Source organism: Pseudomonas veronii (genome assembly GCF_001439695.1).
GTDB lineage: Bacteria > Pseudomonadota > Gammaproteobacteria > Pseudomonadales > Pseudomonadaceae > Aquipseudomonas > Aquipseudomonas veronii.
Genome location: NZ_JYLL01000007.1, coordinates 1 through 25968 on the forward strand (window position 1 = coordinate 1; position 25968 = coordinate 25968).

Sequence of the window (25968 nt, forward strand, 5' to 3'; positions counted from 1 at the left end):
AGTATCCAGGGACGACTAACCCGTTCCCATGGATGAGCGAGATCATGGACTTGAAGAAAGAGAAGAATTTCTTTGAGACCCGTGTGATCGAGTACCAGACTGGCGGTGCGTTGAGCTGGGATTGATTTTAACGGACGGTACAAAGGAGCTGCCCATTGGCAGCTCTTTTTTTGTAAAAAACTCAGTGATTTGGAACAGCAGATGGATTACCTGTAATCCGGCCAAATCCCCATCAGAACGCCAGCATCAAGGGTGACGGTGCCCGCGTATTTGTGCCAACGAAGCCTCTATGCCACCCCCTTTGGCCCTCGCACTTAAACCAAGTCCGCAGGCTGCATCGTCAGGATGATTTTTCCAACGTTTTCAGACGACTCCATTCGGCGATGGGCATCGGCCGCGTGTGACAGCGGGAAAGTACTGTCGACGACCGGCTCCAAACTTCCAGCGCCATCGAAGCCCTCGGGAATAGCCGCGGCATGCATGATCAGTTTTTCTCCGGTTCGGTAAACGTGGCATTAGCGATAGCAGAGGCGGTAATGGCGCCTGGAAAGCCTACGTAGAACGCCAGGTGAGTGATCGCGGCGGCGATTTCGTCATGGGTCACCCCGTTACTCAGCGCCCGTCGCAGATGCGCGGGCAACTCTTCAGAGTGACCACCGGCAATCAATGCGGCCACTGTGATCAGACTGCGGTCGCGTGGGGACAATGCCGGATCGCTCCAGATCTGCGGATACAGCGTCGAATCAACGAATTGCGACAGCTTTGGGGTAAACGCCCGGGCCGCTTCACGAGGACTGCTGAAGTTGAGATTGGACATGATGCTGTCTCCTTAAACCTGGCTGATGAATTTGTGGGTGAGGTAGTGCTCGATGCCTTCAATGCCACCTTCCGAACCGTGGCCGCTTTCTTTCATGCCGCCGAAGGGAAGCTCTGTGGCGACGATGCGGTATTGGTTGATCCCGATCATCCCGGCCTCTAACCCGTCAGCGACGTCAATGGCCGTTCGAGCACTCGACGTGAACGCGTAGGCTGAAAGCCCGTAAGGCAGACGATTGGCCTCCTTCAAACCATCAGCCAAGTGATCGAATGGCATCAGCACGGCGATAGGCCCGAACGGTTCTTCATGCATGACTCGGGCATGCATAGGCACATCCGCCAACACGGTGGGCTCAAAAAAGTAGCCGCTGCATTCCAGGCGTTTACCACCGGCCAACACGCGTGCGCCTTTGGCAACGGCATCTGCCACCAGCTCTTCCATCTTGGCCAACTGCCGTGGATTGGCGAGCGGCCCAACCTGGGTGCCGGGCGTCAGGCCATCGCCAATGTTCAACGCGAGGGTGGCCGTCACAAAGTGCTCAACAAACGTTTCATAGACGCCACGCTGAATCAGAAAGCGCGTTGACGAGATGCAGACTTGGCCAGTCCCGCGGAACCGATTGGCAACGCCTTCGACGGCTGCTTTTTCGATTTCTGCGTCATCGAATACCAGCACCGGCCCGTGTCCTCCCAGTTCAAGGGTGATGGGCTTGACGCCCTCGGCAGCACGAGCGGATAGCAGCCGACCGATGGGGACCGAACCGGTAAAGGTCACCTTGCGAATGATGGGAGAAGCGATCAGGTGGCTGGAAACTTGGTCCGGCACACCAAAGACCACTTGCAACACGCCTTTAGGCAATCCTGCATCGTCGAGAGCACGCGCCAGGGCCAGCGCGGTGGAGGGGCTTTCTTCCCCTGGCTTGAGGATGACACTGCAACCTGCGGCCAAGGCTGCCGAGAGCTTGCGGGCGGGTGTAATGGCCGGGAAATTCCAGGGCGTGAACGCAGCGACAGGGCCGATGGCTTGGCGTTTTACCATTTGCAGCACACCGGGACGATTGGCCGGAACTACACGCCCATCGATACGGCGCGCGCTTTCGGCAAACCACTCGAAGTACTCAGCCGCACGCGTGACCTCATCCAGGCTTTCCGCAAGCGGTTTGCCTTCTTCCAGCGTCATTTGCTCGGCGATGTGTGGGGCCCGTTCCAGGATGAGATCGGCAGCGCGTTTGAGAATTTTTGCGCGCTTGTCGGGTACGGTCTGGCGCCATTGTTCAAAGCTCTGTTGAGTCACTTCGAGCGCGTGATTGAGGTCGCCTGCGGTGGCGAGTGGAACACGCCCGATCTCACGTGCGGTTGCGGGGTTGACGACAGCGGCGGTCGCGCGTCCTTCGGCACTGATCCATTCACCACCGATAAAGAGATAAAGCGGGTCGTAAGACGTGTTCATGAGGTTGCCCTTCGGTTGGTTTATCAACAAGTTCGTACAAGACTCAGCGCCTGGGTTGCCGTGTTCAGGCGCCCTGTGCAACCAAGTCTATGGAGTACGAACCGTTTGATTTAGCCGACCAGAAGGGAATCATTGTTGTGCCTGGAGGTAATATCGAGCACCGCCAGGAGTGTGTAGCATCTGCAAATACCGCCCACGTCATGCGGCAATGACAACCTGGCTCGTCGCTCCAGGCTTGATTGTTTTTTGGGGTGGGGACTTCTGCAGTGAAGAACGTTTGCAATCAGATCGACAGGTAGAGTTGGATGGATAAGCTTACGAACATGTCCGTGTACGTCAAAGTTGTTGAGATGGGCAGTTTTACTGCGGTGGCTAACCATCTGGACTCTACGGTCGGCAATGTCTCGCGTGCGGTTTCCGCGCTTGAAAACGTGCTCGACGCCCGCCTGTTACAGCGCTCGACCCGCCGCCTTTCGGTGACAGACGCTGGCCGGCGCTTTTATGAGCGCTGTACCAAAATTCTGGCAGACCTTGAAAATGCAGAAGCCGAAGCGAGCAACGCCGCGTTGAAACCCAGGGGGACGTTGCGTGTGCATTGTGTGCCGGGGCTAGCACGGCAGTTGGTTACTTCGGCCGTGCTGGATTACCGCCGGGAATTCCCCGATGTCACCGTGGACTTAATGCTTTCTCAGCGAATGCCTAACCTCCTGGAAGACCAACTGGACGTCTCGATTCTGATTGCCCGAACGCTGCCAGATTCAGCGTATGTCAGCCAAAAGATCGGCATCAGCCATTGTGTGCTGGTGGCGTCTCCAGCATATCTGGAGCAACACGCTGCCCCTGTAACGCCAGAAGATCTCAGCGATCATCAGTGTTTGCTGTTGGGCACCGTCGATTATGTGCGGGATGAATGGCAATTAAAGAGCAAGACCGGGGATGCGCTATTTACCCCCAAGGGCCCGAGTTTCAGCGTCAATGATATGGACGCAATGGCAGTCGCCATTCGAGAGGGAGCAGGCATAGGTTTGCTGGCCGGTTTTTCAGCCATTGAGGACTTGCGTTCAGGCAGGCTCGTGCGTGTTTTGCCCGAGTACCATACCTACGAGCGTAATGTTTACGCCGTCTACACATCACGTCAGTTCATCGATGCAAAAGTTACTCGATTCATCGATACGTTAAAAAATCGGGTCGGTACTGAGCTGATGATGACCGCTCAGGAGCTCATCGCTTGAAGGACGCCAACTAAGGCCCTGCGGGGAGGCTGTATCAGGATGGGTGTCTTCCTCATTTCGAGGCATTTCGAAACAGAAGACGCTAAAGACCATCAGGCGGGCTAAGGTTCGGTCATACCACTTGAAGTGTTTGTTTTGCCATTTTTTGCAGTCCATCACGAAGGGTTCGGATCGCATCACCAATGCTGTAGCCTTGTCCGCCAATTGCTATCAGCACTGTCACCGCTCGAACGACCGGGATGAATTCACCGCCGGGCTCTACTCGACAATCGGCCGATTGATACAGGAGTAAACTCTTGCGGTCACAGCTGATGCATTCTCAATCAATACTAGCCAGGACCGAGGCCACCCCGTGAACCCAGATATGCTCGAAGCCGGCCCCGTGGATGCCAAAGTACTTTCCGTCTTTGACTTCGACGGCACCCTGACCCATCACGACAGTTTCGTGCCCTTCCTCAAGTTTGCCTTTGGCGCCGGCGAGTTCTATGGCCGGATGGTCAAGCTGGCGGTGCCTGGGCTGCGGTTTCTGGTGCGGCAGATCAGCCGGGACGAGTTGAAGGCGCAGTTGATCCGCACCTTTATGACCGGGGTGGAGAAGGCGTGGGTGCAGCAGAAGGCCGAGGAGTACTGCCAGCGCAGTTGGGCGCGGTTGATGCGGCCGGCGGGGGTGTTGTCGGTGGAGCAGGAGCTGGGCTCGGGGGCGGTGGTGACGTTGTGTTCGGCGTCGCCGGCGTTGGTGTTGCAGCCGTTTGCCGATCGGCTTGGGATCAAGTTGATCGGGACCGAACTTGAGGTCGTCGACGGCGTGTTGACCGGCAAGCTCACCGGGAACAACTGCCGGTGCGAGAACAAGGTGCTGCGGCTTGAAGCGGTGTATGGCGACCTGGGGGAGTATCGGCTCAGGGCCTGGGGCGATACGCGTGGGGACCGGGAGTTGTTGGCGGCGGCGCAGGACGCGCATTTTCGGCATTTTCATGGGAAGAAGCAGCAGGCCAGGTTGCAGCGCTGATAGGGGCGGTGGGGGATGCCATCACTGCCTCGCTGGGATACGCGAGGTTGCGGTTTCCTAGCGACATCTGCGTAATATCCGGCTATCAATAGCCAAACCTCTCACGGACCCGAGCCCATGAAATTCGACACGGCCTACAGCCTGAGTCTCGACGACAAGCTGTCGATCTACGACGTGCGAGAGTTGAATTTCGACGAAACCGACGCCTACGACTCCGACACGGACCGTTTCCTCTGCCCCAACGACACATGCCGCGCGGCCTTTGACGCAGGCAATGTGTTGAGCACGTTCAACGCAAAAAACGTCAACTACCGACGCACCCCGCATTTCAAGAACACCCCAGGCACCCGGCACATCGAGGGTTGCCGTTACGCCAGCAGCCACAAGCCTGCCACGGGCGAAAGTGAGGACGAGCGCGAGGAACACTTCCCATCGGAATTCGTCCTGACCCGGCGCACCTACCCGCGTAAAACCCCGCAGGCCGGCACTGACGGGCAAGTCCCACAAGCCCCGGCGAAGCCCCCTTCAACCCGCACCAGCGCGTCTGTCGGCGCCAACGACACCACCCCGGATAAAACCAGCGTGTTCGCACACCCGGTGGAATGTTATGTGTCGAACCTCGACGACAAGGACAAGCTCAAGGCGATGCCCTTGAAGATCGGCGACCATACCGCGACGTACTGGACGTTTTTCAAGAAGATCGAGTACCTGCAGGACAATCAGGGCCTGATCTACTGGGGCCGGATCAAAGCGATCAAGGACTACACCAGCAGCTTTCGCATCGACTTCGAAAAGAAGGTTTGGCTCGACAAGAAGCCCTACTCGGTCAACGTCTACCTGAGCAAGAAACTCATCGAGAATTACCGCAAGCGCACAGCGTTCCTCGAGCAGATCAAGGCCGCGGCCAGCAGCGCACGGCCGTTATATTGCTTCTTTTACGGGGTGACGCCGGCACTTAGACAGGTGCCCAGCAAGAAAAACCCCGAGCAGACGTTTGGGGTGTTCAGCGCCGACATCGAGAATCTGGATCATTTGATTATTCGCGAAGTGCCGGCGGCTGAGGCGGGTTAGCCGAGACCGTGCCCGACCTCGCACACGAATACCCTCGTGCAAGCCTCAAAATAGAACGGTGTCGGCGCCGGAGAACATTCCAGTTGATGAGCGGTCAAAACAACTGTACAAAAAAACAGTATAGTTTGTCCTCCCCGTCGAACCCTGGAGACACCCCATGTCCTCTCTGGCAATGAGCTCTTTCGTAGAACAGCAGATCGTCCTGCATCAATTCACCGCCAAGCACAGCGTGCAGGCCCGCGTCATGCTCGGCTGGAGCCGCGAAGAGCTGTCGCGCCAGGCCGGTGTGACGGTGGATGCGATTCAACGGTTTGAAACCCAGGGCACCGTGGAGGACGACGTGCGCCTGACCCTGGCGTTTCGCCTGGAAGCCGAGGGGTTGGCGTTTTTCCCAGGGTTTGCGCCTGGCTGGGGGATGCGTGCGCGCAAGTTGGGAGCCGCCGCAACGGAACCCGCTGCACAAAACATCCTGTCTCGATTGATGGGTTCAACAGCGACGTCAATTGATTCACCAACCCCGCAGGCGCAGTAAGGCGCTGAGTGCGAACCCCAACGTTGGCCACGCCAGGGTGTGAACATTGCCTGACGGCTTAGAGGCTGGGCTTGGCGACCTTCTGTGCCGCCTGCTCATAGCCATGGCCCACAGCAAGCAGTGTGGGTTCAGACCCACGGGCACCAAAGAAGTACGCACTGGTCGGCACGCCGTCCTCATTCTTCCCGGATGGCACGCTGATCCCTGGGTAGCCGGCCACCGCAACCGCGAAGTAGCTGTTCGTATCAAAGTCCGACACCATGGCGTCGAGGTTTTCCTGCGTGATCAGTTCATCCACCGTGCCACGAAAATCCTCGATCATTGCGTCCCATAACGGCTGGCGCTCATCGGCTGTGAGGGTGGACGCGTTGATCTCCTTGAGTGTCGGTTGGTGATCGGTGTCGGTGCCATCGCGCTTTTCATTGAACGCGATCAACTCGGACACCGACTTGACCGGCAACCCCTCGCGCTTGGCCAGGTAGTCGTTCAACTCATCCTTCACATCGGCGTACAAGAGTTCGCCATAGCGTGATGCGTCGGCCAAGCGCATATCGACCGGCACCAGAACCGCGCCTTGCGCGCGAAGCACTTCAAGCGTCTTGCGAAATTGCGGACTGTTGTCCACCGGTAAGCTTTCGCCATTCGCGGAAAAGGTCACGGGATAGCCGATACGTTTGTCCTGCAACGCACCGGGCTTGAGCAACGCGGTGTAATCAATCCCTTGGGGCGCATCCACACTGGCGGCATCATGAGGGTCCCTGCCCGACATCGCGTTAAGCATCAACGCAGCATCAAACACCGAACGCGTCATCGGGCCCGGCGTGTCCTGCCGATGGCTGGCTGGAATGATGCCGCTACGGCTCAACAAACCCACGCCGGGCTTGAAACCGACCACCCCGTTGAACGCCGCCGGCACGATGATCGAACCATTGGTCTCGGTGCCCACCGCCAAGGGGGCGAAGCCTGCGGCGACCGCGGCGGCCGACCCCGAACTCGAACCACCCACCTCTGCGCCCGCTTGATGCGGGTTACGCGTCTGCCCGCCCCGCCCACTCGAACCATCGGGGCCACCGCGAAAGCCCGCCAGTTCAGTCAAGTTGGTTTTACCCAGGATCACGGCCCCCTGCTCGCGCAAGCGCTCGACGATGAAGGCATCCTTGGGCGCCGCACTGCCCACCAAGCCAAAGGCGCCAGCGCTGGTTTGCTGGGTATCTCCCGTCTCGATAGTGTCCTTGAGTAACACGGGAATGCCATGCAGCGGGCCACGCACCTTGCCATTGGCGCGCTCCAGATCGAGCTCGCGGGCGATCTGCAAGGCCTCGGGGTTCAGTTCAATGATCGAACTCAATTTGGGGTCCAGCTTATGAATGCGCTCCTGCAGGTAACTGACCAGATTCGCCGAAGTGAGCCCACCCGGTCGGGCCATTTGCTCGCCGAGCTCACGCACACTGGCGTATTCCGTTCCCGGGGGAACCGGCGCTGAAGCCCCCGATGAAGACTGCGCAGGCAGCACTCGCTGCACCTGGTGAACAAACACACCCATGCCATAACCAATACCCAACATGAAGCACCTCCCGGAAGGCGTAAGAAGTGATGAAGGACCCACATTGATCCGTACACCAGTCTAAAAACCCCCCTCCTTCCAGGCTGCGCGACGCAGGTTGTTCAAACCGTGGGATTGTTCAGCGCAGTTGGTAGCTTTGCCTACCCATTAGTCAGGCCACGGGCGTTGCGATAGCCCTGCACCAGCACCTTCAGCGAGTCTTTCGACCACTGTGCGCCATAGAACCACAGCGTCGCCCCGTCCCCCAGCGGCTCACCAAGGCTCGGGTAGCCACTCCAGCACGCGGCATGGAATGCAGCGCTATGGCTCTCGGACACCAGCGCATCCAGCCGATACTCACTCACACGCTCATCGATTTCATTGCGCGAATGCAGGGTGAAGCGCAGGCCGTCATCAGCCCGCTCTGCCGGCACCGCCACCAGTTGGGCACCGGCCTGACGCAGGAAGCCCAACGCTTCCAGGAAGGATGTGCTGTGTTCAATCGGCTCCTGATCATTGCCACGCACAAGGCGGTCGGCGAACCCCACGCGAGTGCCCGCCAACGTGTAGGGGACGGCGCAATTGCTGGAGTGTTGCACCAAGGCAGCTTCCACCTTGCCCGATTCAGTGGGCTCGACACCACTCAAGGCGATCAATGACAGCGCGGGGTCGCGCACAGGTTTCAGAGGCAGGGCCGGCACGTTATAGCCAGGGATTACAACGCCGGCACCAAGATGTGCATCGGGGACGTAGCCGATACCCAGTGCCGTCGTGGTCCCCGTTTCGATGTGAGCGTTGGAGGGCGCCTGCGCCAAACAAACCGGTTCCGCAGAGGGGGGTAAAAACGCTTCCCGCCGACAAGACATAGGCGATAGCAAAGACTTCCCACATTTATTGTCCATCAGAGCCGACTCCCGGAAATTGACCTTCCCGAGATCATCGCACTCTCATCTGGCGTTTGTCGTAGGCCTGCAACACCTTGAAAATTCCTTTTTTTCCGTTTTTCCCAACCGTCAGTTCACAAGCGCTTCCTTACCGCTCTGAACCTCCACCTCCAACCACCACGCGACACCTCGCGCGGGCTGGCTCAAACTGAACGCCTGCCCCATGGCCGGTGTGGTAATCGACACGTTACGCTCCCACGCCAACGCCATGATACGGTCGAAAGGCTCGTGCCAGGCATGGAAGGCCAGGTCGAAGGTGCCATTGTGAATCGGCAGCAGCCAGCGACCTTTGAGGTCGATGTGCGCCTGCAGGGTTTGCTCCGGTTGCATGTGTACATGGGGCCAGTCGACGTTGTAAGCACCGGTTTCCATCAGCGTCAGATCAAACGGCCCGTACTGTTCGCCGATGCGTTTGAAACCGTCGAAATAACCGGTGTCGCCGCTGAAAAATACGCGACGCGCACCATCGATCATCACCCAGGAACACCACAGCGTCTGGTTGCTATCAAACAAACCACGCCCGGAAAAATGCTGCGCGGGAGTGGCGACAAAATGAATGCCATCGACTTCGCTGCCCTGCCACCAATCCAACTGCCGCACTTGGCCGGCGTCCACACCCCACTTCACCAGGATGTCGCCGACGCCCAGCGGCGCAAGGAAGTAGCGGGTCTTGTCGGCCAGTTGGATGACGGCCTTGCGGTCGAGATGGTCGTAATGGTTGTGGGAAAGAATCACCGCTTCCAACGGCGGCAGGTCTTCGAGACTGATCGGCGGGGCATGGAATCGCTTGGGGCCGGCCCAACTGAACGGCGAAGCGCGCTCGGCGAATACCGGGTCGGTCAGCCAGAATTTGCCGCGCATTTTCAGCAGCACGGTGGAATGCCCCAGGCGGAACACACTGTGGTCGGGGGCGGCCGACAGCTGTTCGCGGGTCAGCGAATGTACCGGAATCTCCCCCACCGGCCGCGTGCTGCGCGGCTTGTGAAACAGCATCTTCCAGAAAATGCGCAAGGTTCTGCCGAAGCCGGCGCGCTGTACGGCAGCATGGTTACTGAAGGTGCCTTGCTCCTGTTCGGCAGCTTTGCGTACCACAGGCGAGGGATCGAGACGGGTTGAAATCGTGGCCATTGCAAGGTGACTCCTACGGACCGCTCATGGAATTACACTGCACAGTGTAGTTTCAAGATTGCAACAAAACCCGGAGCAAGTAAACTACCGAGTGTAATTTTCCTTTTAGAGTCGATCACTGTTCATGACTGCGCCTCAACGCCTCACCCAACGCAAACGCGAAGCCATCCTGGCCGCCGCCATCGCAGAGTTTCGGGTCAATGGGTTCGAGGTCACCAGCATGGACAGGATCGCCGCCACCGCTGGCGTTTCCAAGCGCACGGTGTACAACCACTTCCCCAGCAAAGAAGAGTTGTTCGCCGAAATTCTCAACCAACTCTGGGCCAGCAGCGTCGCGCAACTCGACGTGAGCTACGCCGGCGACCGCCCGTTGCGTGAACAACTGCGCGGGTTGCTGGAAGCGAAGATGAAGATGATGTCGGACGTTAACTTCCTCGACCTGGCCCGGGTCGCCATCGCCGCCACCATTCACTCGCCGGAACGCGCCCAGGACATGGTCAACCGCTTGAGCATGCGCGAAGAAGGTTTCACTCAATGGGTGCGCGCCGCCCAGGAAGACGGCCGGCTCACGTGTGCCGACCCGGCCTTCGCCGCGCACCAGATTCAAAGCCTGCTCAAGGCATTCGCCTTCTGGCCGCAGATCACCCTCGGCCAACCCACCCTCGACGCCGCCGACCAAGCCCGCGTGATCGAGTCGGCAATCGATATGTTTCTGTCCTGCTACGACGCCGACACTCGCCGCCCGCAGTAAACGACCGTTGCAGACGCGACATACCTGGTCGTTTTTGGCCTATTTGCCCTCTGTTTTGCGCGAATGGCCTGGAAGGACACTGATTATTCCTACATGAATAATCGACAATATTCACACACATTATCCGATCAACGGTTATCCCTGCACACGCGCGCGGCTGAATCTGTGAAAAAGAGCTGACCTGGGAATCTATGGAAAACAGACGAGGCAAAGGGCTTTCATTTGCCAGGCGTATTTACAAGCCAAGGATCATCGGCCTGGGTATCGGCTGCATCAGTGTCATCGGCGGCTTGTACCCGCTCGCGATGCCGGGCTGGGTGTGGGCGTTCCTGCTGTTCAATGGGTTGGCGTGGGCACATGTGGCGTACCAACTGTCAATCCGCTCACCCTTCCCCTACCACGCCGAACAGCGCAACATTTTGTATGACTCGTTGTGCGGTGGTTTCTGGGCCGCCGCTGCCCAGTTCACGCCGCTGACGGCCGTGACCATCCTCTCGATGATGACCATGAACAACTTCGCCGCCGGCGGCAAGCGCCTGTTCCTGCGCGGTTTGCTCGCGCAAGGGGTGGGGATCGGGGTGGCATGGGCGCTGTTCGGCGTGCGGTTCAACCCCGACGTCAGCCTGCTGCAGGTCTACACCTGCCTGCCGATGTTGACGTTGTACCCCATGGCCATCGGCATGGTCTGCTACGAGTTGGCGATCAAACTGTCGGAACACAAACGCGCCCTCAGCGCCCTGAGCCGCACCGACAGCCTCACCGGCCTGCTCAACCACGGTTCCTGGAAAGATCTGCTGCACCTCAAGTTCCACAAGTGCCGGCAACAGCAAAGCCACGCCACCATCGCGCTGATCGATATCGATCACTTCAAACAAATCAATGACACTCACGGCCATATCGTCGGCGATGCCGTACTGCGCCAACTGAGCCTGGAGATACGGCGCAACCTGCGCGAAAACGATCTGGCCGGACGCTACGGGGGCGATGAGTTCTGTGTGATTCTTCCGCAAATGCCCTTGGAAGAAGCAGCACGGGTGATGGAGCGTATCCGCGAAAACTTCAGTAATTATCGCAACCCGCAGATCCCCGAGTTGCGCGTGAGCCTGAGCATCGGCCTCGCCGATTTCCAACGGATCTTCACCGATGCCGCCACCTGGCTGAACGCGGCGGATCGCGCGCTGTACGCCGCCAAGGACACCGGGCGCAACCGGGTCAATGCGAGTAACTACGCGGTCGCCCATTCCGCCTGAGGCGGTCATACGGCATCTCGTAGGCACCCCAGGTCGTCCTCGGGTTATTCATGCGTAAGACAGGTCGCCAAGGCTATAGTGGCCGCCTGTCTTAAACATTGATGACCCGAGTTTGCCATGAGCCCAACCCCCGACAACCCTAAAGCCGTCCCCGTCGATCATCTACGTTTCCATCGACGCCACGCGCACCTGGCGCCGACCTTTGGCAACGACACCTTCGCCCTCAAGGCCGAGGCTTTCGCACGCTTCTTCGGCACGCCGATGTTCCTCGGTGCGCAAACCTTGATCGTGGCCGTGTGGATTGCGCTCAACGTCAGCGGCATCACGCACTTCGACGTCTACCCGTTCATCCTGCTCAACCTGGCCTTCAGCCTGCAAGCGGCCTACGCGGCGCCGCTGATTCTGCTGGCCCAGACACGCCAGGCCGCGCGCGACAAAGCCCAGTCCGACGCCGACGCGCAGCACCGTGAAGCGCTGGCCGTCGCCAATGCCGAGCGCCAGGCCGAGGCGCAGAACACCAGCAAACAGCTGCTGGAACTGCTGGAGCAGAACACTCGGCTGACGGAAATGACCAAGCAACTGACCGAGCGTATCGAGACCCTGACGTGTGAAATGCATGCGCAGTTTGTGCGAAAACCTTAAGCACCCCATGCCCGCCGGTCTCAGGGGCTCAGTCGGACATGCCGCCCCAGTTGATCAAACAGCGTCACCACCGAGCGCAATGCCCGGCAATCGGGGCGCGTCAGCAGCCATAGCGCCGTGTCATGCCCCGCCAACGCGGGGCCCAGCGGTTGCAGGTGTTCATCCAACAGGAAATCCGGCAGCGCCGCCACGCCCAGCCCTGCCCGCACCAGTTCGGTGACCGACAACATGCTGTTGCAGCGATAGCCGGGACGCACACCCGGCAGCTGCGCGCGGCGCCAGACGACGGTGGGATGATCGGGCAGGAAATCATCCGGTGCGATCCAGGCCAGCTCCGCCAGCTCGCGTCCTGCGTGCTGCCGCGCAAAATCTGTGCTCGCGCACACCTGATACCTCACGGTGCCGAGGCAACGTCCGACCAGATGCTGCGGCGGTGTCCGGGTCAGGCGCAAGGCGATGTCGGCATCGCGGCGGCTGAGGTTGGCGAAGTCATTGGAGGTGCTCAGCTCCAGGGTCAGCGCCGGGTAATCCGGCATGAACTGCGCCAGCGCCGGCAACAATAAGCCTTGCAGTACCGAGTCGGTGCAGGTCAGGCGCACGGTGCCGCTGATCACTTCACCGCCTTGCTCGACGCCGACCCGCGCCGCTTCCAGGGCTTGTTCGGCGCGTTCGGCCTGTTGCGCCAGATGACTGGCCAGGCCGGTGGGCAGGTAACCGGCGCGGCTTTTTTCAAACAACGTCTGGCCCAGCGCGGCCTCCAGGCGCCGCACGGCGCGGAACACCGTCGACACATCCACCCGCAACAACGCGGCCGCCCGCGCCAGGGTGCCACCGCGCACTAGGGCGAGGATCAGCGACAGGTCGGGGTAATCGATTCGATAGTGCGTGAGTGCATTGAGCATGTGGGTAAACGCCAATATTGATTGCGTGAACGCCAATCTATAGTGCGCGCCAGGACACAACAAGCCAGGGGATGCCTAAGATGAACGCCAGCACGCTGCACCTCGCCCTGATCGGCGATTACAACCCCGATGTCATTGCACACCAGGCCATTCCCGTGGCGCTGCAACAGGCCGCCGACGCCTTGGGCCTGACGGTTCGCACGCAATGGCTGGAGACCGACACCCTCAACACCACCTCCGCGCTGCAGGGTTTCGATGGCTTTTGGTGCGTGCCCGCCAGCCCGTACCGCGACATCGACGGCGCACTGCGTGCGATCCGTTTTGCCCGCGAGCAGCGGCGCCCTTTCCTCGGCACCTGCGGCGGTTTTCAACACGCGGTGTTGGAATATGCCCGCAATGTGTTGGGCTGGGCCGATGCCGAACATGGCGAACTGGCCCCCAACGCCCCACGTGCGGTGATCGCGCCACTGAGCTGTTCTCTGGTGGAAGCCACCGACACCGTGCGCCTGGCCGCCTACACGCGCATCGCCGACGCCTACGGCACACGCGATATCCACGAAGGTTATCGCTGCCGCTACGGCATCAACCCCGACTTCGCCAGCGCGCTGCTGGACGGTGCTCTGATCCCCTGCGGCCACGACTCGGCCGGCGACCTGCGCGCGGTGGAGTTGCTGGACCATCCGTTCTTTGTCGCCACGCTGTTCCAACCCGAACGCGCCGCCCTCAAGGGCGTCACGCCGCCGCTGGTGATCGCTCTGCTCAAAGCCTGCCAGGAGACCTCGGTATGATTGCCCACACCCCCGCTCCGCCTTACTACGCAGTGATTTTCAGCTCACTGCGCACCGCCGGTGACCACGGTTACGCTGAGGCTGCCACGCGCATGCTGGAACTGGCGCGCGAGCAGCCGGGCTTTCTCGGGGTTGAGTCGGCGCGGGAGGATGGCCTGGGGATCACCGTATCGTACTGGCGCAGCGAAGCCGACATCCTCGCCTGGAAACAACAGGCCGAGCATCGGGCGGTGCGCGAGCAGGGGCGTTCCACTTGGTACTCGGCGTTTCACACCCGCGTATGCAAGGTGGAGCGGGCCTACACATTCCAGAACTGAACGGCAGCCAGAAGCCCTCCCGCCGTTGATCTTCATCGATGCCAAAACGCCGCTCAGGCTAGCTGACGAGACTGCGCAACGCACTGATCTGCGGGATCTCCACACGCCGCATGTACACGCGCAGCGGCTCCGTGATGTTGATGCGGTCGTCGATGTTCTGATCGAGCAGCAGCTGCAGACGTTCACGGGACAACGTCATGACGTGCTCGGGGGCCGGCAGCCAGACAAATTCGGCAGTGGGGATGATGCCGTCATCGGCGACATCCATACCGAAGGAGTCCTCGCTGAAACGCACGATGTACTGGCCGGTCTTGCGGTTGAGGCCGACAAAACCGTGAAGCTGGTCGGCGGCCTGACAGATAAGCTCGGAGGTGATTCGCATGGTAAACCTCACTGAAAAGTCCCACAGGGACTGGAAAGATGGTTTACACGCGTGGCGGAAAGTACTGCCCTCTTACGGGGCGGTTCGCGGCAAGAGTACTGCAAAGCCACGCAAAAAAAACCCAGAAAATTGGCGCGCACACACGTTAATGTCGGTTTGGTGATAGCGCCTTTCGTTATCAATTGTTAAAAAGGAAGCCTTCTCAAAGCTCCCTCCACGAAAGGACTCCACATATGCCTGTCACGTTCACCAAGAGTGCCTTGCTGCTCGCCCTGATGCTTGGCCTTGGCCAGGCGCAGGCTGCCGACCCGATCAGCCCGGCTGAATTGGCAACTAACGAAGGCATTCCCTACCCTGCGGTGATCGCCCACCGCGGTGCGTCCTACGACGCCCCCGAGTCCACTGCCGCAGCCTACAAGGTCGCGCGCGACCTGGGCGCCGACTACCTGGAGTTGGACCTGCAGCGCAGCAAGGACGGCGTGCTGTTCGCCCTGCACGACAACAACCTGCAACGCACCACCGACGTGGCCACCAAGTTCCCCGAGCGCAAAGACGCCCCGGCCAACGAGTTCACCTGGAAAGAACTGCAAACCCTCGACGCCGGCAGTTGGTTCAACGCCGCCTACCCGGACCGCGCCCGCCCGGGCTTCGTCGGCCTGAAAATCCTCAGCCTGGACGACATCATCAAGATCGCCGAAGGCAACCCGCAGCACAAACCGGGCCTGTACATCGAAACCAAAGAACCCAAGCAATTCCCGGGCATCGAAGCCGACCTGAAAAACAAGCTGCTGGACAAAGGCTGGTTGAGCTCCGCCGGCTCCAAGCTGGGCAAGAGCAACACCGGTGTCGGCCAGGGCAAAGGGCGCGTGGTGCTGCAGACCTTCGAGACGGCCAGCCTGAAAGAGCTGCAGAAAGAAATGCCCAACACCCCGAAAATCCTGCTGCTGTGGGTGGGTGAAGGCAGCATCGAGCCGAAATCCAAGCAAACCTTCGCCGAATCCGGCGAAGCGACCAAGGCCGCTTACTACGCCAAGCAAGAGCCCAAGGACGCCGCCGAGTTCGAAAAGTGGGTCGACGAAGCCAAGAGCCTCGGCGCCATCGGCACGGGCCCGTCGGCGGAGCTGACCGCCCTTGGCGACCAGAGCTACACCGACCTGGTGAAGCCTGGAATGAACAAGCTGACCCACGACAAGGGCCTGCTGGTACACGTCTACACCGTGGATGAACCTGTGGACTTCGAGAAAGTGATGAACGCCGGCGTCGACGGTATCTTCACCAACCGCGCCGCCGAACTGCTGAAGTTCTACAAGCGCTGGCCGTCGTCCAGCGTGCAGGACCTGCTGAACGACCACAAATACTGAGCGAGTCAGTGTGCCATTAAGGATGAATTAAGTTGCGCCGGTTAATCTGGCGCCACTTAAACAGCTCACCGAAAAAGGATACACACCATGAAAACCTTGACTGCTCTGTTTGCCGCGACCGCCCTGACCCTGGCCGCCGGCCTGGCCCAGGCCGATGTCCGCCCGGATCATATCGAAGGTCTGCTCAAATCCGGTGCCGTGATGCCTTTCGACAAGCTCAACGCCGCCGCCGTGGCCAAACACGCCGGCGCCCAGATTACCGACACCGAGCTGGACCACAACAACAGCGGCGTCCTGGTCTACGAAGTTGAACTGACCGACACCGCCGGCAAGCGCTTTGAAGTGAAACTCGACGCCAAGACCGGCACCGTGCTCGAAGACAAGCAAGACACCTGAGTCAAACCCTGAAAAAACCGCGCCACCTTCGGGTGGCGCGGTTTTTTATGGGCGCTTGATCAAGCGCTCAGTCGCGCCGTCACCTCGTTCAATTCGCCGGACAAACCACGCAGATTCTGGCTCGCCGCTTCGGTGCGCTTCACGTTGTCGAGGTTGGCGGTGGCCACGGTGGTGATCTGGGTGATATTGCGCGAAATATCCTCGGCCACCGACGTCTGCTCCTCGGCCGCCGTGGCGATCTGGCGGTTCATGTCGCGAATCGCTTCGACGGCCTGGGTGATGTGAGCCAGCATCGCGCCGGCCTGAGTGACTTTTTCCACGCTGTCATCGCTGCACGACTGGCCAGTGACAATCGCCTCGGCCGCGTCGACCGCGCCGGTTTGCACCGCCTGGATAATCTGATTGATCTCGATGATCGACGCCGCCGTGCGTTGCGCCAGGCTGCGCACTTCATCGGCCACCACCGCAAACCCGCGCCCCGCCTCGCCCGCCCGTGCCGCCTCGATCGCGGCGTTGAGCGCCAGCAGGTTGGTCTGCTCGGCGATCCCGCGAATCACTTCGAGCACCTTGCCGATCCGCACGCTGTCGGTTTCCAGGCGGCGGATGATGGTGCCGGTGTTGAGGATTTCAGTACGCATCTGGCCGATGGTGGCAATGGTGACTTTCATCACTTCGCCGCCCTCGCGGGCCGATTGGTCTGCGTCATCGGCCGCGCGGGACGCACTGGCGGCGTGGTGCGCCACTTCCTGGGCGGTGGCCGACATTTCGGTCATGGCCGTGGCCACCTGGTCGGTACGGTTGAATTGTTCGTGGGTACCAGTCGCCATTTGCCCGGCGATCGAATTCAACTCACCGCTGGCGTGGACCAGATCGGTGGCACTGCGCTGCAGGCGGCTGAAGGTTTCGGCCAAAAAGTCGCGCAAGGTGTTCGCGGCCTCCGCCAGATGCCCCAGTTCGTCCTGGCGACGACTGGCGACACGCTCGGCAAAACGGCCGTGACTCAGTTGGCTCACATAGTCGATCAAGCCACGGATCGGCAGGATCAGGTTGCGGTTGATCAACCACAGGCTGAACAGGCCGATCAATACGCCGGACAGCAACATGATCGCCAGCCCCACCATCACCGTGCGCTCGGCATGGGCGCTGATGACCTGGGATTGCTGGGTGCTTTGGGCACGCAGGTCGCTGACCAGCGCGCTCATCTGTTCACTGGCGGCGCGGTCCACGCCCTTGACCGCGGTGTCTCCGGCGCTCGGGTCGGCGCCGGCGGCCAAGTAGGCATCACGGCCCTTCTGGTAGGCAACGCCGAGCTGCTGGTGTTCCTGACGCAGGTTCTGGATACGCTGGCTCAGCGCCGGGTCACCGGCGGTCTGGGTGACCAGCCGCGAGAGAATGCCTTGTACATCGCGCTGCCGATCCTGGAACTGGCCCCAATATTTCTCCAGGTCCTGCGGCTGCTTGCCGCGCAACAACACGTTTTTCCATTCTTGCACCTGCACCTTGAATTGCAGGTTGGCCTCATCGATCAACTGTGAAGTGAGCAACGGCCCGTCGAGCAAACTGCGGTAACTCTGCACCCCGTTGGAAAGGAAGTTGAAACAGGCCAGGGCTATCAACAGCATCGCCAGCAGGCTGCCGCCGAGCAGCGACAAAATCTGTGCCCGCAGGGATGTTCGCAAAAAAGTCATCGGGAAAAGCCTCGAAACAAGGAAAAGGTGCAAATACGTCATGACATCCCTGTCGTCGAAGGCGCCGTCATCCGCAGCGGTTCTTGCGCCCTGAATCGGCCGATCTAGACACTTCTTGAGCTCATTTCGATAGCCGGTCAATAAAATGTCATCAAGGCGAAATAAGTCGAAAACTGTCACAAAACTGTCAAGCATCCTTGCAATGATTCGCTCACGCGAACCTGTGAAACGTCCTACAGGTCCTTTCTCTGCGAGACTCCATGAACCACAGCATCGACCACAGCCACCAGGACTCCGATCTGTTTGGCTTGCTTTACGGTTTCCGTTTCCGCCCAGGCGAAAAGGGTGAGCAGATTGATTCAGCCACCGCTCTCCAGGCCTTGCAGCAACCGCAAGACCCGCAGGAGTTTCTATGGCTGCACCTGAACCTGGCGCATGCCGGATGCGAGCGCTGGATGCTGGCGCACCTGCAATTGCCGGAAGAATTCTTCGAAGCCTTGCACGAAGGCTCGCGCTCCACCCGTATCGAACACGTCGACTCAGCCTTGCTCGCGGTGGTCAACGACGTGGTGTTCAACTTCAGCAGCATGGTCTCGTCGGATATTTCCACATTGTGGGTCTGCGCCCGCAGTCACTTGCTGATCAGCGCGCGCCTGCAACCGCTGCACTCGGTGGACAAGTTGCGTTCGTCGGTCAAGGCCGGTGAGCACTTCCGCTCGCCGCTGGAGTTGCTGGTCCACCTGCTGCGCGACCAGGGCGAGGTGCTGACGCAGATCGTGCGCAAGACCAGCATCAGCGTCGACCACATCGAAGACCAATTGCTCTCCTCGCACCTGTCCACCAACCGCGCCGAGCTGGGCGCCATGCGCCGGGTGCTGGTGCGCCTGCAACGCCTGCTGGCGCTGGAGCCCGGCTCGTTGCTGCGGCTGCTCAACCGCCCGCCGCAGTGGCTGCAAAAGGAAGACGTCAAGGAGCTGCGCAAATCCACCGAGGAGTTTGCGCTGATCATCAACGACCTGACGGCCCTGGGCGAACGCATCAAGTTGTTGCAGGAAGAAATCGCCGCCAACCTCAACGAACAAAGCAACCGCACGCTGTTTACGCTGACGGTGGTCACGGTGCTGGCGTTGCCGATCAATATCATTGCCGGCTTTTTCGGCATGAACGTAGGCGGCGTGCCGCTTTCCCAAGACCCGGAAGGCTTCTGGATTCTGGTGGCGTTGGTCGCGACCTTTACCTTGATTGCCGGGCGCTGGGCCTTCAGGAAACGCAACGACTACTGACCCTCACATGCGCTCAAAAAATCTGTGCGTTTGTAGACCAACGGCCGATCCAATCCGCTAAACACTGATCTATCGCAGCATCTCTGTAATATTCTGCAATGATCATGGGCGACATCCTTTCCAACACTGGATGTTACTGCATGGCCACCCCTTCCCTGACAGCTTCAACGCATACGTCATCCGTTGATACCCGACCCAGGCTGGACAAAAAACCCGGCCTGCTGACGGTGATCATGTTCTTTGCCGTGCTCGCGATGGGCCTGTTGTTCACCGCCTACAGCCTGATGCGCGACATGCACGAACTGGGCACGCTGGTCACCACCTGGACGCCGTTCCTGCTGCTGGGCGTGGCGCTGCTGATCGCCCTGGGTTTCGAATTCGTCAACGGTTTCCACGACACCGCCAACGCCGTGGCGACGGTGATCTACACCAACTCGCTGCCGCCGCAGTTCGCGGTGGTGTGGTCGGGTTTTTTCAACTTCCTCGGGGTGCTGCTCTCCAGCGGCGCAGTGGCGTTCGGCATCATTGCCCTGCTGCCGGTCGAGCTGATTTTGCAGGTGGGTTCCTCGGCCGGTTTCGCGATGATCTTCGCCCTGCTGATCGCGGCGATCCTATGGAACCTCGGCACCTGGTGGTTGGGCCTGCCGGCCTCGTCCTCCCATACTCTGATCGGTTCGATCATCGGCGTCGGCGTGGCCAATGCCCTGATGCACGGACGTGATGGCACCAGCGGCGTGGACTGGAGCCAGGCGATCAAGATCGGTTACGCCCTGCTGCTCTCGCCGCTGATCGGTTTCGCTTTCGCCGCCCTGCTGTTGCTGGCCCTGCGCGCCTTCGTGAAAAACCGCGCGCTGTACAAGGCGCCCAAAGGCGACACCCCGCCGCCATGGTGGATTCGCGGCATGCTGATCCTCACCTGCACCGGTGTATCGTTCGCCCACGGCTCCAACGACGGGCAAAAAGGCATGGGCCTGATCATGCTGATCCTGGTCGGCACCCTGCCGATGGCGTATGCGCTGAACCGCGCCATGCCCGCCGAACAATCGCTGCAGTTTGCCGCGGTGGCCGAAGTGACCCAGGTCGCGCTGATGAAAAGCGCGCCGCAAGCGCTGCCGGGCGACCCGCGCCCCATCCTCTCGACCTACGTGCGGACCAAGGACGCCACACCCGAACTGATCCCGGCCCTCGCCGCCCTCGCCGGCCAGATCGGCGATGAAGTCAAAGGCTACGGCTCTTTGGCTAAAGTCCCCGCCGAAGCCGTAGGCAACGTGCGTAACGACATGTACCTGACCAGCGAAACCATTCGGTTGATGGACAAGGCCAAGATCGGCAACTTCGACGCCGACACCCAAGGCAAGCTGCAACTGTTCAAGCAACAGATCGACAACTCCACGCGCTTCATTCCGCTGTGGGTGAAGATCGCCGTGGCCATCGCCCTGGGGCTCGGGACCATGGTCGGCTGGAAGCGCATTGTGGTGACCGTGGGCGAGAAAATCGGCAAGACGCACATGACTTACGCCCAAGGCGCCTCGGCCGAGACCGTGGCGATGCTGACCATCGGCGCTGCGGATATGTTCGGCTTGCCGGTGTCGACCACCCATGTGTTGTCGTCCGGCGTGGCGGGGACCATGGTGGCGAACGGCGGCGGCTTGCAGATGAAGACCATCCGCAATTTGCTGATGGCCTGGGTGCTGACCTTGCCGGCAGCGATTCTACTGTCGGGTAGCCTGTACTGGTTATTCACCAAACTCTTCTGACCCAGCGCCGGTCAACAATGTGGGAGGGGGCTTGCTCGCTCCCACATTGTTGGCCGGTGTGGCAGTGACCAGGGTGGCGATGCTGCTCTACTGGCTGTTCACCAAACTCTGCTGACCCACTACATTTTGCTGGGTGGTGTTTCAGGTATTGAAGAGCCCGGTCATTGCCTTCAGACGCTTCTTGTACACCCGCCGCGCCTCCAACGCCTGCTCCAGGCTGACCGCCACAAACCCCGCCCGCTGGTTCGGCTGCATCTGCCCGATCAAGTCCAGGTCGGCACTGATCACCGTGCCGATCATCGCGTAGCCGCCGCCCGACACCGCGTCCCGATGCAGCACGATCGGCTCCAGCCCGGCCGGCACCTGGATCGAGCCGATCGGGTAGCAACTGTCGACGATGTTCGACGGATCGGACCCCGCGCCAAACGGCTGCTCCCGTGGCTGAAAGCTCAACGCACTGCCGCCCTTGAAGCGATAGCCGATACGATCCGCCTCGGACCCCACCGTCCACGGCTCGGCAAAAAAGCTGCTTTTCGCCGCCGCCGTCAGGCGTTCGTAATACAGGCCGGGCACCACGCGCAAGGTCACATCGCCACCGACTGCCCGGCGCAAGGCCATCGGCAAGCTGTTGCCCGCCCGCCCCTGCCCACTGGGCTCGCCGATGGGCAGCTCATCCCCCGCCTGCAACCGCCGCCCGTGAAAGCCACCGAGTGCGCCGAGGGTGTAGGTCGAGCGACTGCCGAGCACCAACGGCACGTCGATGCCGCCGGCGACCGCCAGATAGGTACGCGCACCGGCCAGGGGAAATTCGAAGCGCAACACCTGCCCGGCGCGGACCTGGAACGCGGTGTCCTGGTGGACCACTTCACCGTCCAGGCGCGGCGCCATCAAGGCGCCGCTGAGGGCGACCAAGGCGTCCCGGCGAAACTCCAGCTCGGGACCGATCAGCGTGCATTCCAGGCCGGCCGCGCCCGGCGGGTTGCCCACCAAATGGTTGGCCGCGCTCAGCGCGTACTGGTCCAGCGCGCCCGACGGCGGAATACCCAGGTGGTAATAACCTTCGCGGCCCAGGTCCTGTACCGAGGTCGCCAGGCCGGGTTTGAGCACCTTGATCATGCCAGCGCCTCCTGCAGGGTTTTCGGATAACCGATGGGGTCGGCGAGAAACGCATCCAGGGAAAATTCCAGGGGGCGGATGCGCAGGTCGAAACGTCCTGCGTCCACCTCGGCGACGGCCAGGTCGTAGGCCTCACGGTCGATCGGTTTGAACTGCACGATGTCGCCCGGCCGGAAGAACACCATGTGGTCCTTGAGGTAGGCCAACTGCTGCGCCGGGTCGTAGATCGGTGCCGGAGTGACGCCGAACATCTGGTAGCCGCCAGCGCCGCGCACCGAGTAGATGCAGCCAAAGCAGCCGCCATGGCCGAGGGTCAGTTTCGGCGTGTCGGTGCGCGGGCGCAGGTACTTGGGCACCTGCAACTGCCGCTCGCGCTCGACCATCTGGAACATGAACGGCAAGCCCGCGACAAAGCCGACCATCGACACAAACCACGGCGCGCCACTGTGGGCCGCGATGAAAGCGTCGACATCGGCCAGGCCGTTGATCCGCGCCGCATATTCCAGGTCGGTGCCGCTGGGGTCTTGATGGCGATCGCGAAAGCGCATCAGGGTTTCGTGGGTCCAGGGGTCGTTGTAGAGCACCGGGATTTCGATGATGCGCGTGTGCAAGGTGCGTTCGGCCACGGCCTGGGCTTCGGCGCTTTGCACCGCGTCGAGCAGCACATGGGGCGCAATGCGGTCCGGGTCGAAGCGGATCTGGAAGGAGGCGTTGGCCAGGCACACATCCAGCACACCGTCCAACGCCAGGCGTTCCACGGCGCGGGTCACGGCCATGCCTTTGAAGAAAGCCTCCAGGGACATGCTGTCGCTGACCTCGGCGAACAGGTGTTCGTCGGCGCCGAAGCTGTAGCGGATGGGGGACGTTTCAGCCATGTCTGTTCCTCTTGGAATCGTTATAGAAAGGCAGGCAAAAAAGTATGGGGTCGATCTTATTCGGGTGTTCTGACCGCAATGCCTGCTTGGTCCAGGGCTTCACGGGTGGCTTCGACCAATTCCAGGGCGCCGGGGGTGTCGCTGTGCAGGCAGATGGAATCGAATTCGATAAACAGGTCTTCGCCTTCTACGGTGCGTACAAGACCCGTCTGACAAGCCCGTAGGACCCGCGCCGCGACGGTGGCAGGGTCGAGGGCGCGCACCGTGCGGGTGAACACGATAGAGCCGCTCAGGTCGTACTCGCGGTCGGCGTAGAACTCACGCACCACCGGCTGCCCCAGTTCCTTGGCTATGCGCCAGATCACTGAATTCGGCATGCAGTACAGCAACAGTGTCGGCTCAATCAGTTGCAGGTTTTGCACCAACAACCGCGCGGCGTCTTCATCGCGGGCCAGGTGCATGTAGAGCGCGCCGTGGGGCTTGATGTGTTGCAGGGGCACACCCTGGGCGCGGGCGATTTCACGCAGGGCGCCAAGCTGGTAGAGCATGTCGTCCACCAACTCCTGGGCCGGCGCGTTGATATGGCGGCGACCGAAGCCCACCAGGTCGCGAAAGCCCGGATGGGCACCGATGGCGACCCCCAGTTGCTTGGCGCGTGCGACGGTGCGGCGCATGGTGCCGGGGTCGCCGGCGTGGAAGCCGGTGGCGATATTGGCCGAGCTGATGTAGGCCATCAGCTCGGCATCGACGCCATCGCCGATCGTCCAGGGGCCGAAGCCTTCGCCCATGTCTGAATTGAAATCCACTGCCTGCATGAAAAGTCGCTCCGCCAAAGGTGATGCTGAAAAGTAGGCTGCGGCTTGACCCCTTGGGAAGATCTATTATCAGATGGCCTATCTTCTGAAAAACAGATATCGCCATGTCGCTGACCTTGCGCCAAATCCGCTACTTCGTCGCCACCGCCGAGATCGGCCAGATTTCCCAGGCGGCGATTCACCTGAACATCTCCCAATCGGCCGTGACCACGGCGATCAAGGAACTGGAGGCGATGCTCGGCGTGCAATTGTTTGTGCGTTCGGCCCAGGGCATGAACCTGACCGACGCCGGGCGGCACTTTCTCAACCGCGCCTATGTGATCGTGCGCAGTGTCGACGACGCGCTGAACAGCCCATTGCCCGACTACCGCGCCAGCGGCGTGCTAAGGGTCGCCGCCAGTTACACGGTGCTCGGTTACTTCCTGCCGCACCATCTGCAGCGCATGGAACACTGGCACCCGGACGTGACCATCGAGGTGTTCGAGCAGGAGCGCCAGGCCATCGAACACGGCCTGCTCGACGGCCAGTTCGACATGGCGGTGGTGCTCACCGCCAACCTCACCCACGCGGATATCGTGTCGGAAATCCTCTTCAACTCCGAACGCCGCCTGTGGCTGCCCAGCCATCACCCGTTGTGCGAACGCGGCGCCGTCAGCTTGGCGGACGTGGCCCGCGAGCCCTACATCCTGCTGACCGTCGACGAAGCCGAACACAGCGCCATGCGCTACTGGGAACAGGCCGGGCAAACGCCCAAGGTGCGGCTGCGCACCAGTTCGGTGGAAGCAGTGCGCAGCATGGTCGCCAATGGCAGCGGCGTGGCGATCCTGTCGGACCTGGTGCATCGGCCCTGGTCCCTGGAAGGCAAGCGCATCGAAACCCTGACCGTGACCGACCCGGTGACGCCCATGAGCGTCGGCCTGGCCTGGCACCGCGAGCGCGCATTTACCCCGGCGATGCAGGCGTTCCGGGACTACTTCCACGACGCCTTCCTGGCCCCGCAGCAGTTGTCGGCGCGGCGTTAGAGTTGGGCTTGCAGCGTCGCGGCCAACCAGTCCATGAACACCCGCACCCGCAGCGGTAAATGCCGCTGCCCGGCATAGAGCAGGGACACGTCCAACGGCGGCGCCGGGTATTCCGGCAAAACCGCCACCAGTTCGCCACTGGCCAACTGATCGCCAATGCCCAGGGCCGGCACTTGGATAATCCCGAAGCCGCCCAGGCAGGCGGATTTGTAGGCATCGGTGCTGTTGACCGTGACCCGCCCGGCCATGGGCAAGCGCTGTACCTTGTTGCCCTGCAGGTATTCGAACCCCGCCGAGCGCGAACCCAGCGGGCGCACGTAATGCACCAAGTGGTGGTCGGCCAGGTCGGCCAGCGTCCGCGGCACGCCATAGCGTTGCAGGTAGCCTGCGCTCACGCAGTTGATCATCGGCATGCTGCACAACAACCGGGCGACCACCGACTGGTCCGGCTGCGCACCGACGCGCAGCACGCAATCGAACCCCTCGGCCAGCAGGTCGACCTGACGGTCGGTGGCGCTGATTTCCAGCTCGATCAACGGGTGCGCGTCCATGAAATGCGGCAGGCGCGGCAGGATCAAATCCCGCGCCATCATGGTCGGCAGGTCCACCCGAATGCGTCCGGTCAGTTGTGTTTCGTCCTGGCGAAACAAGCCCTCCAGTTCCTCCATGTGCGCAAGCAAGTCCTTGCTGCGTTCATACAGCACGCGGCCGTCCTGGGTCGCCTGCACCTTGCGCGTGGTGCGCTGCAGCAGGCGCGCGCCGAGCAGTTCTTCCAGTGCCTGCACATGCTCGGACACCGTGGAGCGCGGCAGGCCCAGGCTCTCGCCGGCGCCGGTGAAACTCGACAGTTCGGTGACGCGCACGAAGGTGCGCAGCAACTCCAGTTTGTTCATGGGAT

26 protein-coding genes and 3 pseudogenes are annotated in these 25968 nt (G+C 61.0%); 15 read left to right on the plus strand and 14 right to left on the minus strand.

From position 1 onward, the window contains the following. Positions 1 to 125: pseudogene (locus TU80_RS33205) on the plus strand (ribonucleotide-diphosphate reductase subunit beta); the annotation flags it as partial. 189 nt (positions 126 to 314) lie between these two features. Here TU80_RS33205 and TU80_RS31500 read toward each other — a convergent pair. The 3 genes and pseudogenes from TU80_RS31500 to TU80_RS11175 form a co-directional block, all read right to left on the minus strand. After that, a pseudogene (locus tag TU80_RS31500) lies at positions 315 to 455 on the minus strand (zinc-binding dehydrogenase); the annotation flags it as partial. A gap of 29 nt (positions 456 to 484) precedes the next feature. Beyond that, positions 485 to 817 carry a carboxymuconolactone decarboxylase family protein gene (locus TU80_RS11170; RefSeq protein WP_017847243.1) on the minus strand — a complete coding sequence of 111 codons (333 nt, stop codon included), beginning with the start codon at positions 815 to 817 and terminating at the stop codon, positions 485 to 487. A 12-nt stretch (positions 818 to 829) separates the two neighbouring features. Continuing rightward, complete coding sequence (locus tag TU80_RS11175) at positions 830 to 2266, minus strand: NAD-dependent succinate-semialdehyde dehydrogenase (protein WP_057004493.1); 1437 nt, start codon at positions 2264 to 2266, stop codon at positions 830 to 832. Between the two features lie 305 nt (positions 2267 to 2571). On the opposite strand from TU80_RS11175, the gene TU80_RS11180 reads away from it, so the two are divergent. The 4 genes from TU80_RS11180 (at position 2572) to TU80_RS11195 (ending at position 6110) form a co-directional block, all read left to right on the plus strand. Continuing rightward, the gene (locus TU80_RS11180; protein WP_046382319.1) at positions 2572 to 3498 is read left to right on the plus strand and encodes a LysR family transcriptional regulator; all 927 of its coding nucleotides are present in this window, start codon (positions 2572 to 2574) and stop codon (positions 3496 to 3498) included. Between the two features lie 364 nt (positions 3499 to 3862). Further along, a complete protein-coding gene (locus TU80_RS11185; protein WP_017847240.1) occupies positions 3863 to 4507 on the plus strand; it encodes an HAD-IB family hydrolase in 645 nt (214 codons plus the stop codon). A gap of 117 nt (positions 4508 to 4624) precedes the next feature. After that, positions 4625 to 5578 (plus strand): hypothetical protein, encoded by a 954-nt coding sequence (locus TU80_RS11190; RefSeq protein WP_046382318.1) that lies wholly within the window; start codon positions 4625 to 4627, stop codon positions 5576 to 5578. A gap of 157 nt (positions 5579 to 5735) precedes the next feature. Beyond that, positions 5736 to 6110, plus strand: a complete 375-nt coding sequence (locus TU80_RS11195) for a helix-turn-helix domain-containing protein (protein WP_057004494.1) — start codon at positions 5736 to 5738, stop codon at positions 6108 to 6110. A 58-nt stretch (positions 6111 to 6168) separates the two neighbouring features. Here the strand turns inward: TU80_RS11195 and TU80_RS11200 are convergent, their stop codons facing one another. The 3 genes from TU80_RS11200 to TU80_RS11210 all read right to left on the minus strand — a co-directional run bounded on the left by TU80_RS11200 (position 6169) and on the right by TU80_RS11210 (position 9725). After that, entirely contained in the window at positions 6169 to 7674 is a 1506-nt protein-coding gene (locus TU80_RS11200) for an amidase family protein (RefSeq protein WP_052735760.1), read from the minus strand. 140 nt (positions 7675 to 7814) lie between these two features. After that, positions 7815 to 8468, minus strand: coding sequence for a hypothetical protein (locus tag TU80_RS11205; RefSeq protein ID WP_057004495.1), 654 nt, complete (start codon positions 8466 to 8468; stop codon positions 7815 to 7817). A 198-nt stretch (positions 8469 to 8666) separates the two neighbouring features. Beyond that, the gene (locus tag TU80_RS11210; protein WP_046382316.1) at positions 8667 to 9725 is read right to left on the minus strand and encodes an MBL fold metallo-hydrolase; all 1059 of its coding nucleotides are present in this window, start codon (positions 9723 to 9725) and stop codon (positions 8667 to 8669) included. Between the two features lie 124 nt (positions 9726 to 9849). Between TU80_RS11210 and TU80_RS11215 the strand changes: the two genes are divergently transcribed. The 3 genes from TU80_RS11215 to TU80_RS11225 all read left to right on the plus strand — a co-directional run bounded on the left by TU80_RS11215 (position 9850) and on the right by TU80_RS11225 (position 12368). Further along, entirely contained in the window at positions 9850 to 10476 is a 627-nt protein-coding gene (locus TU80_RS11215; RefSeq protein WP_046382315.1) for a TetR/AcrR family transcriptional regulator, read from the plus strand. A gap of 191 nt (positions 10477 to 10667) precedes the next feature. Further along, the gene (locus tag TU80_RS11220) at positions 10668 to 11726 is read left to right on the plus strand and encodes a diguanylate cyclase (RefSeq protein ID WP_046382314.1); all 1059 of its coding nucleotides are present in this window, start codon (positions 10668 to 10670) and stop codon (positions 11724 to 11726) included. 117 nt (positions 11727 to 11843) lie between these two features. Beyond that, positions 11844 to 12368, plus strand: coding sequence for a DUF1003 domain-containing protein (locus tag TU80_RS11225; protein ID WP_046382313.1), 525 nt, complete (start codon positions 11844 to 11846; stop codon positions 12366 to 12368). Between the two features lie 20 nt (positions 12369 to 12388). Here the strand turns inward: TU80_RS11225 and TU80_RS11230 are convergent, their stop codons facing one another. After that, the gene (locus tag TU80_RS11230; protein ID WP_057004496.1) at positions 12389 to 13270 is read right to left on the minus strand and encodes a LysR family transcriptional regulator; all 882 of its coding nucleotides are present in this window, start codon (positions 13268 to 13270) and stop codon (positions 12389 to 12391) included. 80 nt (positions 13271 to 13350) lie between these two features. Between TU80_RS11230 and TU80_RS11235 the strand changes: the two genes are divergently transcribed. Beyond that, positions 13351 to 14058 carry a CTP synthase C-terminal region-related (seleno)protein gene (locus tag TU80_RS11235; protein WP_057004497.1) on the plus strand — a complete coding sequence of 236 codons (708 nt, stop codon included), beginning with the start codon at positions 13351 to 13353 and terminating at the stop codon, positions 14056 to 14058. Continuing rightward, positions 14055 to 14375, plus strand: coding sequence for an antibiotic biosynthesis monooxygenase family protein (locus TU80_RS11240; protein ID WP_017847229.1), 321 nt, complete (start codon positions 14055 to 14057; stop codon positions 14373 to 14375). Before TU80_RS11235 ends, TU80_RS11240 begins: the two co-directional genes overlap by 4 nt. A gap of 58 nt (positions 14376 to 14433) precedes the next feature. Here TU80_RS11240 and TU80_RS11245 read toward each other — a convergent pair whose 3' ends face one another. Then, positions 14434 to 14757 carry a DUF2025 family protein gene (locus tag TU80_RS11245; protein ID WP_017847228.1) on the minus strand — a complete coding sequence of 108 codons (324 nt, stop codon included), beginning with the start codon at positions 14755 to 14757 and terminating at the stop codon, positions 14434 to 14436. Between the two features lie 233 nt (positions 14758 to 14990). On the opposite strand from TU80_RS11245, the gene TU80_RS11250 reads away from it, so the two are divergent. Continuing rightward, positions 14991 to 16118 carry a glycerophosphodiester phosphodiesterase family protein gene (locus tag TU80_RS11250; RefSeq protein ID WP_017847227.1) on the plus strand — a complete coding sequence of 376 codons (1128 nt, stop codon included), beginning with the start codon at positions 14991 to 14993 and terminating at the stop codon, positions 16116 to 16118. A gap of 87 nt (positions 16119 to 16205) precedes the next feature. Continuing rightward, complete coding sequence (locus TU80_RS11255; RefSeq protein ID WP_017847226.1) at positions 16206 to 16514, plus strand: PepSY domain-containing protein; 309 nt, start codon at positions 16206 to 16208, stop codon at positions 16512 to 16514. A 59-nt stretch (positions 16515 to 16573) separates the two neighbouring features. Here the strand turns inward: TU80_RS11255 and TU80_RS33925 are convergent, their stop codons facing one another. Both TU80_RS33925 and TU80_RS33930 read right to left on the minus strand, forming a co-directional pair. After that, the gene (locus TU80_RS33925; RefSeq protein WP_370737557.1) at positions 16574 to 17341 is read right to left on the minus strand and encodes a methyl-accepting chemotaxis protein; all 768 of its coding nucleotides are present in this window, start codon (positions 17339 to 17341) and stop codon (positions 16574 to 16576) included. Positions 17342 to 17506: 165 nt separating this feature from the next. Continuing rightward, positions 17507 to 18397 (minus strand): annotated as a pseudogene (locus TU80_RS33930) (hypothetical protein); the annotation flags it as partial. A 65-nt stretch (positions 18398 to 18462) separates the two neighbouring features. Between TU80_RS33930 and TU80_RS11265 the strand changes: the two are divergent. Next, complete coding sequence (locus TU80_RS11265; RefSeq protein ID WP_017847224.1) at positions 18463 to 19485, plus strand: transporter; 1023 nt, start codon at positions 18463 to 18465, stop codon at positions 19483 to 19485. A gap of 140 nt (positions 19486 to 19625) precedes the next feature. Then, positions 19626 to 21242, plus strand: coding sequence for an inorganic phosphate transporter (locus tag TU80_RS11270; RefSeq protein ID WP_046382307.1), 1617 nt, complete (start codon positions 19626 to 19628; stop codon positions 21240 to 21242). A 141-nt stretch (positions 21243 to 21383) separates the two neighbouring features. Here the strand turns inward: TU80_RS11270 and TU80_RS11275 are convergent, their stop codons facing one another. Genes TU80_RS11275 through TU80_RS11285 form a run of 3 tightly spaced genes read right to left on the minus strand, consistent with a single transcriptional unit; the run spans position 21384 to position 24048 of the window. Beyond that, positions 21384 to 22358 carry a 5-oxoprolinase subunit C family protein gene (locus TU80_RS11275; RefSeq protein WP_057004499.1) on the minus strand — a complete coding sequence of 325 codons (975 nt, stop codon included), beginning with the start codon at positions 22356 to 22358 and terminating at the stop codon, positions 21384 to 21386. After that, complete coding sequence (locus TU80_RS11280; protein ID WP_017847221.1) at positions 22355 to 23233, minus strand: 5-oxoprolinase subunit B family protein; 879 nt, start codon at positions 23231 to 23233, stop codon at positions 22355 to 22357. The genes TU80_RS11275 and TU80_RS11280 overlap by 4 nt, the downstream gene beginning before the upstream one ends. 56 nt (positions 23234 to 23289) lie before the next feature. Then, a complete protein-coding gene (locus TU80_RS11285; RefSeq protein WP_057004500.1) occupies positions 23290 to 24048 on the minus strand; it encodes a 5-oxoprolinase subunit PxpA in 759 nt (252 codons plus the stop codon). Between the two features lie 104 nt (positions 24049 to 24152). On the opposite strand from TU80_RS11285, the gene TU80_RS11290 reads away from it, so the two are divergent. Continuing rightward, on the plus strand, positions 24153 to 25070 hold the full coding sequence (locus tag TU80_RS11290; protein ID WP_017847219.1) for a LysR family transcriptional regulator: 918 nt from the start codon (positions 24153 to 24155) through the stop codon (positions 25068 to 25070). On the opposite strand, the gene TU80_RS11295 is transcribed toward TU80_RS11290, so the two are convergent. After that, positions 25067 to 25963 (minus strand): LysR family transcriptional regulator, encoded by an 897-nt coding sequence (locus tag TU80_RS11295; RefSeq protein WP_017847218.1) that lies wholly within the window; start codon positions 25961 to 25963, stop codon positions 25067 to 25069. The two genes, TU80_RS11290 and TU80_RS11295, sit on opposite strands and share 4 nt — an antisense overlap. Positions 25964 to 25968 lie beyond the last annotated feature (5 nt).